Source organism: Marinobacter sp. V032, from assembly GCF_052645435.1.
In genome coordinates this window covers 128,821-143,780 of the sequence record NZ_JBQXYE010000005.1, presented here as the reverse complement: position 1 = coordinate 143,780, position 14,960 = coordinate 128,821, and the positions used below count along the sequence as shown (strand labels likewise).

The window sequence follows — 14,960 nt, the reverse complement described above, 5'->3', positions numbered from 1 at the left end:
GAGGTCGAAGTGGATGATCCGCTGGTAACGGTGGAATCAGACAAAGCCACGTTCGAAATCCCGTCTCCCCATGCTGGCAAGATCACCAAAGTATTGGTCAGCGAAGGTGACAAGTTGTCCGAAGGGAATGATTTGCTGGAAATGCAGGTTGGGAATGATGCCGGCGATGAGGAGGATGATACAGACGATGCAGAGGCCAAGGACGCTGAATCGGCTGATGAATCGCCCCGCAAGCAGAGCGCCGGCGCTTCGGATAAAGGCTCTGCATCTGGCAAAGATGATGTGCCGGATGTGCCTCAGCCGGGTGCCAAGGTGCATGCGGGCCCGGCTGTACGCAAACTGGCCAGGGAGCTGGGTGCGGACCTCAACCGGGTGAAGGGCAGCGGGCCCAAGAGCCGGATTATCAAGGACGACGTTGAAGGTTACGTAAAGGCCCAGCTGCAGAAAACACAGGGTGGCGGCGCAGTGGCCGGTGGCTCGGGTATCCCGGGCATCAAGTTGCCGGACTTCAGTCAGTTTGGTGACATTCAACGTGACGCCATGACGCGCATGCAGGTCGCGACAGCCAACAACATGCAGCGCAGTTGGCTGAATGTGCCCCACGTGACTCAGCATGAAGATGTTGATTTCACCGATCTTGAAGCTTTCCGCAAAGGTCTCAAGGCTGAAGGTGAGAAGCGGGCCGTCAAAATGACACCGCTGCCGTTTATCCTCAAGGCCTGCGCTCATGCGCTGACGGCACTGCCGCAGTTCAATGTGGCACTTGATATGGAGCGCAAGGAAATCGTGCGCAAGCAGTACATTCATATCGGGATTGCTGTGGATACGCCTGCGGGTTTGATGGTGCCGGTAATCCGCGACGTGGACAAAAAAGGCCTGTGGGAGCTGGCGGCCGAGGCTCAGGAGCTGGCAGGTAAAGCTCGCGACAAGAAGCTCAAGCCTTCGGAAATGCAGGGAGGCTGCTTCTCGATCACCAGTCTTGGTGGCATTGGCGGCACGGCCTTCACGCCCATCGTGAACTCGCCGGAGGTGGCCATTCTGGGCGTCTCGAAAGCGGCAATGAAACCGGTGTGGGACGGTGAAGCATTCCAGCCACGGCTGTTGTGCCCGCTGTCGTTGTCCTACGATCACCGGGCGGTGAACGGTGCGGATGCCGCGCGTTTTACCACGCTGTTGGCAGAGCTGATGGGTGATATTCGCCGCTTGTTGCTCTGACGGCATTTGCGCCGGCCTCGTGTGATGGCCGGCGCAAATCGCTATTCCACTTTATTCCAGTCTCTTCTTAGTCGAGAAACTGCTTCAGTTCGTTGAGCATGTCGTCTTCAAGATGACAGGTGACGAATTTCCCCTGTCGCTCCACCCGTATCAACCCCGCGTTTGCCAGTTCCTTGATGTGATGGGAAATGGTCGGGGCGCCTACCTTTAATGAATTCACAAAGTCTACAAACCCGCAGCCGCTGTCGGTTATTTCGCTAACGCGCTTGTCTTTGATCTGTTGGTAGATGCGCAACCGGTTAGGGTTCGAAAGCGCCTTGAAGGCTTTGCTCAGTCGATCCTTGTCTTTGTTTGGCATTGCGGCGTGTGTCCTGAAACTGGCCTAAAATCACAGTGTATTATAGTTTGACAAGTATCGAAACGTGGAATAGTTTGACGTTTATCGAATTGAACCGAGTTGCCGGAGTTTTCATGACACAGACTGCTACGTTGGATCAGCCGTTTACTCTCAGGAGCGGCGAGTCCCTGCCGAATCGCTTTGCCAAGTCCGCCATGAGCGAAACCATGGGCACCATGAACAACCGTGCCACACCCGAATTGGCACGGCTTTACGGTACCTGGGCTGATGGCGGGTCAGGGCTGCTGATTACCGGCAACGTCATGATCGACCGCCGCCATATCGGCGAACCCAAAAACGTCGTGTTGGACGACGAGCGCGATCTCGCACAGTTAAAAGCGTGGGCAGCAGCCGGCACGCGTCAGGGAAATGGCCTGTGGATGCAGCTCAACCATCCGGGCAAGCAAAGCCCGAAGATTCTGAACAAGGCACCGGTATCGCCCAGCGCCGTGCCGTTCAAGAAAGAAATGCAGGGAATGTTCGCCACGCCGCGCGCACTGACCGGTGACGAAATTGAAGACATTATTCAGCGTTTTGCGCGAAGTGCCGCAATTGCCGAAAAGGCAGGCTTTACCGGTGTGCAGATCCATGGTGCACACGGGTATCTGGTCAGTCAGTTTCTCTCGCCCCACCATAATCAGCGGGATGATGACTGGGGTGGAACGCCAGCCAAAAGAATGCGGTTTGTGGTGGAGGTCTACAAGGCGATTCGTGGCGTCACGTCGGACGGGTTCAGCGTGGGGATCAAACTGAACTCAGCGGATTTCCAGCGCGGCGGATTTACAGAGGAAGAGTCACTGGATGTCATCGAGACGCTCACCAACCTTGGCATTGATATGGTGGAGATTTCCGGCGGAAACTATGAGAATCCGGCGATGGCCAAAGGCGCAAAAGCCAGCACGGTTGCCCGTGAAGCCTACTTTCTCGCTTTCGCCGAAAAAGTGCGGCACAGGGTCAATGTCCCCCTGATGGTTACAGGCGGTTTCCGCACGAGCGACGGCATGGCTGATGCTGTGGCAAGCGGAGCAACGGACTTGGTAGGCATTGCCCGGCCGCTGGCGGTTGAACCTGATTGCCCAAAGCGCATTCTTGCCGGTGAGTCGTTTAACAGTGTCGTGCGGCCAATCAAGACCGGTATCAAGATGATTGATGATCTGGCCCTGATGGAGGTCAGTTGGTACACCCGGCAGTTGGAGCGCATGGGAAAGGGCAAAGCGCCCCGCACGCACGATAGAGGCATGTTATCGCTGGTCGAGGTGATTGGCGTTATGGCCAGCCGTGGTGTGCGAAACAAACTGCGGGCAGGGGAATAAGGGCCTGCCTGGTGATCGCAAGCGGGGCCCATTGGTAGTGGGCCCCGCCTGGCTCTAGTTGGCGAAGTACATCCAGTCAAAGTAGTCATGCAGGTCGGCAATAACGACAGCTTCAAATGGATGGGTCAGTTCAAACAAAACGTTTTGATTCTCAACTTTTTCCATGACGTGAAACCTCACATTGCAAATTTGACGAGCGGTTTACCCTCGCTGAACTACGTGAGCATAGCCCGTGCCAGTCCTCGCATATTTCCTGAAATGCTATCTAAATCAACAGGGTTTTGAATCGTCGTTTTTCAGTCGTCGATCTGGAAAAGATTAGAATGCACTCTTCTCGGGGCCATCCACCGCACCTTGCCCTGAAAACGACCACACGCCTGTTTGCAGCAGGGCCATTCTTGAACCCGTGCTTCCTGTCATCCATTCTGAATAACGTCCGAGGCAAGTATTCAGTTTGAATTCAGTAATACGTGTGACGCTATCCTGTTGTTGGTGATGTCGTTTCCAGGCCCCTGGTCGGGCAGCGTTTTTGACGATTATTGAACAAGGAGGGTAAAGGATGGATGAGTTTGCCAGTCTGTGGCACGAAGCCGCGGTGACCAGTCTTGGCTTTTTCTGGATGGCCTTGTGGGCTTTTATTCTGGGTTATGTCGTCAGCAGCCTGATTCAGGTGTTGGTCACCAAACAGCGCATGCAAAAAACAATGGGCACGGACGGGCCTCGCAGTATCGCTTTGGGTACCTTTTTTGGTTTTATTTCCAGCTCGTGTAGTTTTGCGGCCCTGTCCACTACCCGCGCACTTTTCCAGAAAGGGGCGGGTCTGGCGCCCTCGCTTGCCTTTATGCTGGCGTCCACGAACCTCGTGATCGAACTGGGTATGGTGATCGCCATCTTCTTGGGCTGGCAGTTCGTTGTGGGCGAGTATGTTGGCGGCATTCTGCTGATCCTGGTGGCATGGCTGCTGATCCGCATTACGCGTCCGCGCCGACTTGAGAAACTTGCGAGGGAACGGCTCGGCGAAGCCCAGGACGATAACGACGGTGAAGACAAAAGCTGGAAAGAAAAAGTTTCCAGCCGCGAGGGATGGCAGAAAATCGGTCAGACCTATGTCATGGAGTGGCAAATGGTCTGGAAGGATGTGCTGATTGGCTTTACGGTCGCCGGTATTATTTCGGCGATGGTGCCGGACAGCTTCTTCCAGGCGCTGTTTATTGGGTCCGGGGGCGATAGCGCTGCCAATCCTGGTTTTCTGGCGGTGCTGGCACAAACGCTTGTTGGCCCGGTTGCGGCCTTTTTCACCTTTATTGGTTCTATGGGAAATATCCCGCTGGCGGCGGTCTTGTTTGGTCAGGGCGTGTCGTTTGCCGGTGTTATGGCGTTTATTTTTTCTGACCTGGTGGTGCTGCCGGTATTGCGGATCAACGCCTCCTATTACGGCTGGAAAATGGCGCTGTATATTCTGGCGCTGATGCTGGTAGGCATCGTCAGCGTGTCGCTGCTCATGCACTACGCTCTGGTGGTTCTGGATATGTTGCCGGATGCCAGTCATGCGCAGGCGCCGGGTGACCGATCATTTTTCAAAGTGAACTATCAACTTGTTCTGAACGCCGTTTTCATTGTGTTTTCAGCTGTGTTGGTGTGGTTCTGGCGGCAGGCACAGCAGGCAGCGGCAGGGCACGATCATCATGAGCACCACGATCATGACCACGGTGGCGGAAGCGCTTCACTGACAGACAAGGTGCTGAGTACATTGGTGGTCGTCGCGCTGATATGGCTGGCAGGCGGGCTTCTGGTAACACTGCTTACCGGAGGGTGAACGTAAAAAGCCCCGGCAGAACCGGGGCTTTTCTGGTTACCACTATCAGAGGCTGTTAGAAGTTGTACTGACCTGCGAACAGGATGCGACTTGCATCGCCGTCGTCGCCGTCGACTTCATCAACCATGAAGTAGCCGTATTCAACGCCCATCATCACGTTCTTGACCGGGCTAAACTGGTAGTTGAGCATGACGTTGCTGTTGGTTTCGTGTTGATCGCCCACTGCAGCGCCGTCGTCCTCAGCATCATCCCAGTCGTTGGTGACCATACCGTAACCGGCATTGATCGAACCAGTGCCGACATCGAAGCCCATACCGATGGTGCCGCCGTAACCGCTGATGGTTTGAAGGCTGCCTGAACCATCAAGGTAAGCGTCGGCTGCGCCGAAGTTTTCACCTGAACGATACAGGTAATAGTTGGCGCCGTCTGAGTAGTTTAGGGCGCCTTGAATGCTGATGCCCGGGGTAATAGCAAACTTGGCTGCACCAAACACGGCGTAACCGACGGCGTCGTCGCTATCGGAGCCTGTGTCGTAAGAGATTTGGTGAACCAGTGCTGCGGCGGAGTATGAAAGTGGGCCAGCGGCGCTTTCAAATCTTGCAGTCAAGGTTGGCAGGCTTTCTTTGCTGTCGGTTGAATCAAGGATGCTGGTATTTGAGTCTTCCGCCGAGAAGGACATGGCCCCCATGGTGTAACGTGCCTGAGTTACCCGGCCCTGCAGGCCAGCGTTACCGGCCAGTGCGTCGAAGTCCAGCACGGAGGTGTTGCCCACGAAGCTGTTGTAGTTCGACCAGGTCTGACCCAGCAGGACGCCTTTGTATTCGCCATAGGCGTGACGCAGACGAAGGTCGCCACCGCCGTTGCCGCGGAAGTCGCCTTCAATCACCATCTTCAGATCTTCGGAAACAGTGGTCCGCAAACCGATCCGGCTCTGTACAGCGTCGGCGTCGAAGTGTCCGCTGATTTCATTGTCTTCTGCTGCGCCTGTGTTGACCGCTGAAAATGAGCCTGACTGGGTAGAAACACCGATATCTTCATCAATGTCGTAAACGGCGTTCATGCGAGCATAGCCGTATACTTCGGCTTTCACATTCTCGGCGGTTACTTCGAATGCACCTGCCTGACTTGCAAGTCCCATAATCATTGCGGATGTTGCTGCCTGAACGGCGATTGTTATTTTAGTGCGATTCATTGCCATGTTCTCCGTGCGTTATTGTTTTATCGAACCCTAACAAAGTAGTTACGGTTTAATGACAAATCAATCATTTTGCGGGCTCATAATACGAAGGTCTAAAGGGCCTGCGGCGTGGTATTAATAACGATCTGGAGGCGTCTTGTTAGGGAGCAGATGTATGGCTGAAATGACCGGTTTTCTGGGGTCAGAAACCCTGGCATTTATCGATCTTGAAACAACCGGGGGAAACGCCATTCACGACCGGATTACCGAGATCGGCATTCGCTTCTGGCGCGATGGCGAAAAGGTGGGGGAGTGGCAGACATTACTCAATCCGGAGCAGCGAATTTCGCCCTTTATCGAGCAGCTCACCGGCATTAACAATGCAATGGTGGCCGATGCTCCGCGGTTTTCGGAGATTGCCGACGCCCTGCTGGAACAGCTTGATGGCGCGATCTTTGTTGCGCATAACGCCCGGTTTGATTACGGCTTCATCAAAGCCGAGTTCCGGCGGCTGGGGCGCCTGTTTACGGCGAAAGTGTTGTGTACCGTCAAATTGTCACGGCGGTTGTACCCTGAACATCGCCGCCACAATATGGACGCGTTGATCGCCCGTCACCAATTACCCGCAGTCGAGCGGCACCGGGCAATGGGTGATGTATCGGCGATGCTCGCCTTCTTCGAGCATGTGATCGCGGAGAAGGGCGGCAGCGCTGTTGAAGAAGCGGCCAGAAAGCTGCTGAAGCACGCCAGTGTGCCACCGAATCTGTCGCCGGATATCCTGTCAACACTCCCCGAATGTGCGGGTGTTTATCGCTTCTATGGCGAGAACGACGTGTTGTTGTACGTGGGTAAAAGCACCAATATTCTGCAGCGGGTTGCCTCCCATTTTTCAGGGGATCATGGCAGTCACAAGGCGATGAAAATTTCCCAGAGTCTGCAGCGCGTCGAATGGACCGAAACGGCAGGGGAGTTGGGCGCGTTGTTGCTGGAACTGAAGCAGATCAAAACCCTGGCGCCGCTCTACAACCGGCGCTCCCGGCCAGCCAAAAAGCTTGTCAGCATCCAGCTGGCCGAGAACGCGTCCGGCTACTTGCAGGCGCAGCTGGTACGAGAGCTTGAGCCGCACCGGCTCGGCGATTATTTCGGTCTGTTTCGCAACAAGTCAGAGGCGGAACGCGCGCTCAAGGGTATCGCTGCTAAAAATGATCTTTGTAACCAGATGCTGGGGCTTGAGCCTGTCCGTGAGGGGCCATGCTTTCAGCGCACATTGGGGCGCTGCAAAGGCGCGTGTGAGGGCCGGGAGGATGTGGTGCGCTACAACCTCCGAATGCAGATCGCGTTTCACAATCTTCGCCTGAAAACCTGGCCCTGGGCGGGGCCGGTTGCATTGATCGAACACAATTCGGTGCGTCAGAAAATCGATATTCTGGTGATCTACAACTGGGTGCATGTGGCGACGCTGCATGATGAATCCGAACTGGCGGAATTATCGCTACGCGGTCAAAGTGTCGCCTTTGATCTGGATTCCTATAAACTGGTCGTCAAGGCACTCACAGGCCCGGAAAAACATCGCTGGCGCGTCATTGAACTGCCGACGCCCAGCGCACCGGATATTCTGATGCCGCACTCATTCACCTGATAAGGAACCCCGGTTTGACTCGGACAGTCGGCGTGCTGCTATTGCCGGATGCCTCGGCACTCACCTATGCGGCTGCAGTGGAGCCGCTACTGGCTTGCAACCGGTTGCTGGGCGAACGTTGTTTCGATATCCGGCATGCTGGCAGTGGTATTTTCAGTTCGGGGCTTTCTGCGGGCGTTCAGCCGCTCGACAGCGAAATGAACCCAGACTGGTTGCTGGTTGTCGGCGGGCACGCGCCGGGACGCTCTTTACCGGCGGGAATTGTGGAACATCTTCAGGTGATCAGTGCCCGGGCCAGTGTGATCGGTGGTCTGGCCAGCGGGTCGCTGGCGCTGGCCGAAGCCGGATTGCTGGACGGTTTCAGGGCAACGCTTCATGGTCTTCCTGCTTCAGTGTTGCAGTCGCAGTATCCTGCAATCCGTCACAGTGATGATGTGTTTTGCGTGGATCGAAATCGGCTGACCTGTCGGGGCGCCACAGCGGCGCAGGATCTGATGATCTGGACCATCGGCCGGGAGTTGGGGCGTGATGTGGCCGAAGCGCTGGCGCAGTGGTTCGTTCGGGAGCGTGTAGGCGAACCGGAGCTGGCGCCCGGCACCGAGCTGGATCAGGATACCCGGCGGGAACAGCCTGCGCTTGCCGGGGCCGTCGATCTGATGCTCGCCAACATCGAAGAGCCGCTCAGTGGGGATGATATTGCGGGCCATGTCGGGTTATCCCGGCGTCAGCTGGAGCGACTGTTCCGGCGTTATCTCGATACGGTCCCCTCGCGTTATTATCTGCGAATCCGTCTGGATCGGGCGCGCGAACTGGTGCGTGCCAACAGCCTCAGCCTCACCGAAATCGCGCTCGCTTGTGGTTTTTCCTCCGGTGCCCACTTCAGTACAACCTACCGCAATGCCTTCGGGCTAACCCCTTCGGAAGATCGGGAAGCCTGATGACAGGCTTCCGTGGTTGACGTAACGGCAAGTCGCAATCCTGTAATGCCCGGGTCGCATTCCTGAAAGCGACTTGTCGGGCAGACCTCTAGACTCGTGTTTAATTTTGGAAAAACCCGATTTGCTCAGGTTCCCCAACTAAACAATGAGGATGCTATGACCACACCCGCTATTTCCCGTGCGATGTTTGATGATGTGATGGTGCCTAACTATGCACCGGGCAAAATAATCCCTGTTCGCGGCAAAGGCTCGCGCGTGTGGGATCAGGACGGACGCGAATTTGTGGATCTGGCGGGCGGCATCGCGGTCACGTCTCTGGGGCATGCGCACCCTGGACTGCTTGGCGCCCTGACATCGCAGGCCGAAAAGTTGTGGCACCTGTCGAATGTCATGACCAACGAGCCGGCGATCCAGTTGGCGAAAACCCTGTGTGATCTGACCTTTGCTGAGCGTGTGTTTTTCGCCAATTCTGGCGGTGAAGCCAACGAAGCTGCTTTCAAACTGGCTCGTCGCTACGCCTGGCAGCATACCGGCCCGGAAAAGAACGAAATCATCTCGTTCCGCAACAGTTTCCACGGTCGTACCCTGTTCACTGTCAGTGTCGGTGGCCAGCCCAAATACCTGGAAGGTTTTGAGCCGGCGCCGGGTGGTATCCATCATGCAGATTTCAACGATCTGGCCAGTGTTGAAGCTGTGATTTCGGATAAAACCTGCGCGATCGTGGTTGAGCCTATTCAAGGCGAGGGCGGGATTCTGCCAGCCACGCAGGAATTCATGGAAGGTCTGCGGGCACTGTGTGACAAGCACGATGCGCTGCTGGTATTTGATGAAGTCCAGACCGGTGTCGGTCGGACAGGTCACCTCTATGCTTACGAAATGTATGGCGTGACCCCTGACATCCTGTCGACCGCCAAATCGCTCGGCGGCGGCTTCCCGATTGGCGCGATGCTGACGACTGCCAAAATTGCCGAGAGCCTGGGTGTTGGCACTCACGGCAGCACCTATGGTGGCAACCCGCTGGCCTGTGCAGTGGCTCAGCGTGTTATCGATATTGTCAGCCAGCCAGATGTGCTCAAGGGTGTGACCGCACGCTCGGACCGTCTGCGGGCGGGTATGGAAGCGATCGGCAAAAAATACGGTATTTTCGAAGAAGTACGCGGCTCGGGCCTGTTGCTCGGCGGCGTGTTGACCGAAGCCTGGAAGGGCAAGGCAAAAGACTTCCTTAACGCCGGTCTTGATGAAGGCGTTATGGTGCTGGTTGCCGGCCTGAACGTGGTGCGTCTGGCACCGTCACTGATTATTCCCGAAGCAGATATTGATGAAGCGCTGGTGCGCTTCGAGCGCGCTGTCAGCAAGGTAGCCGGTTAACACCGGCCTGACTGTTCTATCAGCGACTCTTTCATCTGCAACAGGAGCAAGTGAATCATGTGGATCGTTCGTCCCGCACGTCACGAAGATCTCGCCGGTATTGAAAAACTGGCGACGGGCCATGGTGCCCGGGTATCCACCTTGCCTCAGTCCCGGGACAAGCTCAGTGAGAAGATCGATCACTCGATCCGCTCACTGGCAGGCGACCCGTCACTGGCCGATCGTCAGCGTTTTCTGTTCGTACTGGAAGATTCTGACACCGGTACTATCCACGGTACTGCAGGGATTGACGCCCGGGCCGGCAATGGCCAGCCGTTTTACAACTACCGGCGGGACGAGCTGATCCATGCTTCCCACGAGCTGGATGTATCCAAAACGGCAGCGGTGCTTTACCCGACCCACGAACTGACCGGCAAAACGCTTTTATGCTCGTTCACCATCGATGCATCGCTGCGTAAAACCGAAGCGTTCGAACTACTGTCCCGTGCCCGGCTGCTGTTTATAGACCGGCATCGGGAGCAGTTCTCGGACATGCTGGTGGTGGAGATTCAGGGCATGCAAACGGAAGAAGGTAATGCGCCATTCTGGGATAGCCTGGGGCGTCATTTCTTCCATATGGATTTTGCGACAGCGGATTACTACTCCGGCGTCAAAAGCAAAACCTTTATCGCTGAACTGATGCCACCGCATCCTATTTACGTCACCTTGCTGTCAGAGGCGGCGCAGAGCGCCATTGGCGAACCTCACGACGCGGCTGCGCGTACTTGCCAGTTGCTTGAGCGGGAAGGTTTCCGCACGGGCAAACACATCGACATCTTTGATGGCGGGCCGGTACTGGAAGCCACAACGGATGCCCTTAACACCATCACCAGTCGCCGTTACAAAACCGTGCGCCGGGGTGAGGGTAGCCGCGGTTTGCGCTATATCGTTGCGAATGGTGACAGCGAAGGTTTCCGCTGCGCGCTTACCAACGTCAGCGATGGGCTGGGTGACGTTGTGCGCGTCAATAACGAAGTAGCGGATGCGCTGCAGGTTGTCGAAGGTGATGACCTGGTTCTGGTCGCGCTTTAAATCGCTTTGAATGAAGAGGTGAACTTATGTTGTTGATTCGACCCCTCAGTCAGGGCGATCTTGATGATCTACACGGCATGACGGAAAAGGCGGGCAAAGGGCTCACCTCCCTGCCGCCGAACCGTGATCTGCTGAGCCGCAAGATTGCCCGTTCCGAGGCGACCTTTCAGGAAAAATGCGAGCCTGAAGCCGGCTTCTATATGTTTGCACTGGAAGACAGCGTCCAGAAAAAATGTGTCGGTGTCAGCGGTATCGAAGCCCGGGTCGGGCTGGATGAGGTCTGGTACAACTACCGGTTGAGCACCACCGTAAACGCATCGCGGGAACTGGGCGTGCACGTTAAAACGCCGACGCTCCACCTGACCAACGATATGACCGACACCAGTGAAATCTGCTCGCTGTTGTTGGCGGACACTCACCGCCAGGGCGGCAATGGGCTGTTGTTGTCCCGCGCCCGCTTTCTCTTCATGGCGGATTTCAGGCAATTGTTCTCGGAAAAAGTCTTCGCCGAAATGCGCGGCGAATCTGACAGCGAAGGGCGCAGCCCGCTGTGGGATGCGCTGGGTCGGCGGTTTTTTGATATGGATTTCAGCGAGGCTGATTTTCTGTCAGGCATGGGCAACAAGTCGTTTATTGCCGAGTTGATGCCGAAGTATCCGATTTATCTGCCGCTGTTGCCGGAGTCGGCCCGCGAAGTCGTGGGTCAGGTTCACGAAAATACCCGCCCGGCGCTGAAAATGCTGCAGGCGGAAGGCTTCAACTTCAATGGTCTGGTGGACATCTTTGATGCCGGGCCGGTAGTGGAAGCGTTTATTCACAACATCCGAGCCGTCCGCGAAAGCTTCAAGCGGCATGTGCTGGTGAGCCGTCAGCCGGTGAATATGGACGTCCCGCCGGAAGAGCGTGTGATGATTTCCAATCGCTCGTTCCGCGATTTCCGGGTGACGACAATCCCGGCCAGCTGCATCAAGCCCGATACCGTCAGCATACCGGCTGAAGTGGCCGAAGCGCTGCAGGTCTCATCCGGGGATCTGGTGCGACTATCTCCGCTAAAAGACGCTGCCGGCACGCGCAAGCCTGCCCGGTCGTAACTAATTTCTGCCGGGGGGCGCAGTTCAGGGCGAGCCCGGTATTTACCTGAATCGAGGAGCTGGAAATGAGCATGAACCTGACTGGAGAACTCTTTATCGACGGCCAGTGGCTGGACGGCCATGGTCCGCTTGTCGAATCCATCCAGCCGGTCACCGGTGACGTCGTGTGGGAAGGCAAAAGCGCCAATGCCGCCGACGTTGATGCTGCAATACGGGCTGCGCGCGGTGCATTCCCGGCTTGGCGCCGCAAGACCTTCGACGAGCGCAAGGCTATTGTGGAAGCTTTCGGCAAGCAGCTAGAAGCCCACAAGGAAGACCTTGCGCGGATGATCGGTGAAGAAACCGGCAAACCGCTGTGGGAGTCCCGCACTGAAGTTGCGGCCATGATGGGCAAGATCGCCATTTCGGAAAAGGCCTACCATGATCGCACCGGCCTGACAGAGTCCGATATTGCGGCGGGTCATGCTGTGTTGCGCCACCGTCCTCACGGTGTTGTGGGTGTGTTTGGCCCGTATAACTTCCCCGGCCACCTGCCGAACGGGCACATCGTACCGGCACTGCTGGCGGGCAATACCGTGGTGTTCAAGCCGAGCGAAATTGCTCCGGGCGTGGCGGAACTGACGCTGCGTTTGTGGCAAAAGGCCGGTCTGCCGGAAGGCGTGATCAACCTGGTCCAGGGTGAGAAGGATACCGGCGTGGCGCTGGCCAGCCATCCTGGCATTGATGGCCTGTTCTTCACAGGTAGCTCCAATGTGGGCCATCTGCTGCATCAGCAGTTTGGCGGCCAACCTGAAAAAATCCTCGCTCTGGAGATGGGCGGGAATAACCCGCTGATCGTTCAGGATGTTGAGGATCTCGATGGTGCGGTGCATCACACCATTCAATCTGCTTTCCTGTCAGCCGGTCAGCGCTGCACTTGCGCGCGTCGACTGCTGGTACCTGAAGGTGAAGCCGGTGATCGCTTTATCAAGCGTGTGGCTGACGTTGCTGCTCAGATTCAGGTCGGTCACTTTGATGCCGAGCCCCAGCCGTTTATGGGGTCGGTGGTTTCCAACGCGGCGGCTGATGCCTTGCTGAATGCTCAGGCCAGCTTGCTGGAGAAGGGCGGCAAGTCGCTGTTGGAAATGACGCGGGTAAAAGAAGGCACGGCGTTGCTATCGCCCGGTATCGTTGATGTCACCGACGTGCAGGACGCCGTGGATGAAGAGTTCTTCGGTCCGCTGCTGACAGTGATTCGGTACCGCGATTTCGATCAGGCACTCGAGATTGCCAATAACACCCGATACGGCTTGTCGGCCGGCATCCTGACCGATGACCGGGCGCTGTATGAGCGTCTGACCGAAGAAGTGCGCGCGGGTATCGTCAACTGGAACCGCCCACTGACAGGTGCCAGCAGTGCTGCACCGTTTGGTGGGGTGGGCGCCAGCGGCAACCATCGCGCCAGCGCCTATTATGCGGCGGATTACTGCGCCTGGCCGATGGCGTCACTGGAAGCTGACAAGAGCACGATGCCAGAGAGTCTGGCACCGGGTCTGAGCTTCAAGTAAACGCCACTATATTATTGCCTAACGGATTTTGAGAGGTCATTTATGTCCCAGCATGCCACAGAAGCCAACTTTGACGGTCTGGTTGGACCGACCCATAACTATGCGGGTTTGTCCTGGGGCAATGTGGCCTCCAAGTCCAACGTCGCCGCGACCTCCAACCCCAAAGAGGCTGCGCTGCAGGGTTTGAAGAAGATGAAACTGCTGGCGGATCGAGGGTTTGTGCAGGGTATTCTGCCGCCACACGAACGCCCGCATTTGCCGACGTTGCGCAAGTTGGGCTTTACCGGCAGTGACGGTCAGGTTCTGTCGGCTGTCGCCAGGGAAAACCCGGTGCTGCTGGCCGCGGCATCTTCGGCTTCTTGTATGTGGACGGCTAACGCTGCCACCGTTTCTCCCAGCGCAGACACGGCAGACCACCGGGTACATTTCACGCCTGCCAACCTGAGCGCGAAGTTTCACCGGTCAATTGAACATGAAGTGACAGGACGCTCACTGCGTTCGATATTCACTGATGAAACCTATTTTGCGCATCATCCTGCACTTCCTTCCGGAAGTCATTTCGGTGATGAAGGTGCGGCTAATCACACACGCCTGTGTGGCGAATATGGCAAGCCGGGGGTCGAGCTCTTTGTCTACGGGCAACAGGCGTTTGACGATTCGGCACCGGCTCCGAAAAAATTCCCTGCCCGCCAGACGCTGGAAGCATCCCGTGCGATTGCGCGCCTGCATGGTCTGTCGGATGAGCGCGCCGTGTTTGCCCAGCAGAACCCGTTGGCTATTGATGCGGGTGTTTTTCACAACGATGTTATCGCGGTGGGCAACGGCAACGTGCTCTTCTATCACGATCAGGCGTTTCTGGATGAAGAGCGCACGCTCAATGATATCCGCACGCGTCTGGCCGGCACGGAGCTGAAACCTGTGAGGGTCAGTTCTGATGACGTGCCCTTGCTTGATGCAGTGGCATCCTACCTGTTTAACAGCCAGCTGCTGCGCCAGCCGGATGGCAGCATGCTGTTGGCGGTGCCGGGAGAGTGCCGCGAAATCGCCAGTGTCAGCGCGTATCTCGACAAGTTGGTGGCCCAGGGCGGCCCGATCAGTGCGGTAGAGGTGTTTGACGTGAAGCAGTCGATGCGCAATGGCGGCGGCCCGGCTTGCCTGCGGTTACGTGTCGTGCTCACTGACGACGAGCTGAAGGCGATGCACGATGGTGTGATTCTCACCGATGCGTTGTACGAACGCCTGAATATCTGGGTTGAAGGTCACTATCGCGATGAGCTCAGTCAGGCCGATCTGGCTGATCCCATGCTGCTTGATGAAAGTCGTCATGCGCTGGATGAACTGACAGGGATTCTTGGGCTGGGGTCGATTTACGATTTCCAGCGCTGAGG

General features: G+C 56.6%; 12 protein-coding genes. 10 read left to right on the top strand and 2 right to left on the bottom strand.

Going from position 1 to position 14,960, the window contains the following annotated elements:
• Positions 1-1,215 (top strand): 2-oxo acid dehydrogenase subunit E2 (locus ACUN9X_RS17685; RefSeq protein WP_445473910.1); only part of this gene is annotated, 1,215 nt, incomplete at its 5' end.
• Between the two features lie 67 nt (positions 1,216-1,282).
• On the opposite strand, the gene ACUN9X_RS17680 is transcribed toward ACUN9X_RS17685, so the two are convergent.
• Complete coding sequence (locus tag ACUN9X_RS17680) at positions 1,283-1,573, bottom strand: ArsR/SmtB family transcription factor (RefSeq protein WP_260038109.1); 291 nt, start codon at positions 1,571-1,573, stop codon at positions 1,283-1,285.
• A 113-nt stretch (positions 1,574-1,686) separates the two neighbouring features.
• Here ACUN9X_RS17680 and ACUN9X_RS17675 point away from each other — a divergent pair, with 113 nt between their 5' ends.
• Both ACUN9X_RS17675 and ACUN9X_RS17670 read left to right on the top strand, forming a co-directional pair.
• The gene (locus tag ACUN9X_RS17675; protein WP_445473909.1) at positions 1,687-2,925 is read left to right on the top strand and encodes an NADH:flavin oxidoreductase/NADH oxidase family protein; all 1,239 of its coding nucleotides are present in this window, start codon (positions 1,687-1,689) and stop codon (positions 2,923-2,925) included.
• A gap of 559 nt (positions 2,926-3,484) precedes the next feature.
• Positions 3,485-4,741: a permease gene (locus ACUN9X_RS17670; RefSeq protein ID WP_445473908.1), complete on the top strand. Its 1,257-nt coding sequence runs from the start codon at positions 3,485-3,487 to the stop codon at positions 4,739-4,741.
• A 55-nt stretch (positions 4,742-4,796) separates the two neighbouring features.
• Here the strand turns inward: ACUN9X_RS17670 and ACUN9X_RS17665 are convergent, their stop codons facing one another.
• Positions 4,797-5,933, bottom strand: coding sequence for a DcaP family trimeric outer membrane transporter (locus ACUN9X_RS17665; RefSeq protein WP_445473907.1), 1,137 nt, complete (start codon positions 5,931-5,933; stop codon positions 4,797-4,799).
• Between the two features lie 160 nt (positions 5,934-6,093).
• Here ACUN9X_RS17665 and ACUN9X_RS17660 point away from each other — a divergent pair, with 160 nt between their 5' ends.
• The 7 genes from ACUN9X_RS17660 (at position 6,094) to astB (ending at position 14,958) form a co-directional block, all read left to right on the top strand.
• Complete coding sequence (locus tag ACUN9X_RS17660; protein ID WP_445473906.1) at positions 6,094-7,557, top strand: exonuclease domain-containing protein; 1,464 nt, start codon at positions 6,094-6,096, stop codon at positions 7,555-7,557.
• 14 nt (positions 7,558-7,571) lie between these two features.
• The gene (locus ACUN9X_RS17655) at positions 7,572-8,495 is read left to right on the top strand and encodes a GlxA family transcriptional regulator (RefSeq protein WP_445473905.1); all 924 of its coding nucleotides are present in this window, start codon (positions 7,572-7,574) and stop codon (positions 8,493-8,495) included.
• A gap of 156 nt (positions 8,496-8,651) precedes the next feature.
• The gene (locus ACUN9X_RS17650) at positions 8,652-9,863 is read left to right on the top strand and encodes an aspartate aminotransferase family protein (protein ID WP_260038102.1); all 1,212 of its coding nucleotides are present in this window, start codon (positions 8,652-8,654) and stop codon (positions 9,861-9,863) included.
• Between the two features lie 57 nt (positions 9,864-9,920).
• A complete protein-coding gene (locus ACUN9X_RS17645; RefSeq protein WP_445473904.1) occupies positions 9,921-10,934 on the top strand; it encodes an arginine N-succinyltransferase in 1,014 nt (337 codons plus the stop codon).
• A 26-nt stretch (positions 10,935-10,960) separates the two neighbouring features.
• Positions 10,961-12,025, top strand: a complete 1,065-nt coding sequence (gene astA / locus ACUN9X_RS17640) for an arginine N-succinyltransferase (protein ID WP_445473903.1) — start codon at positions 10,961-10,963, stop codon at positions 12,023-12,025.
• Between the two features lie 65 nt (positions 12,026-12,090).
• Positions 12,091-13,572, top strand: a complete 1,482-nt coding sequence (astD, locus tag ACUN9X_RS17635) for a succinylglutamate-semialdehyde dehydrogenase (RefSeq protein ID WP_445473902.1) — start codon at positions 12,091-12,093, stop codon at positions 13,570-13,572.
• Between the two features lie 42 nt (positions 13,573-13,614).
• Complete coding sequence (gene astB / locus ACUN9X_RS17630) at positions 13,615-14,958, top strand: N-succinylarginine dihydrolase (protein ID WP_445473901.1); 1,344 nt, start codon at positions 13,615-13,617, stop codon at positions 14,956-14,958.
• Positions 14,959-14,960 lie beyond the last annotated feature (2 nt).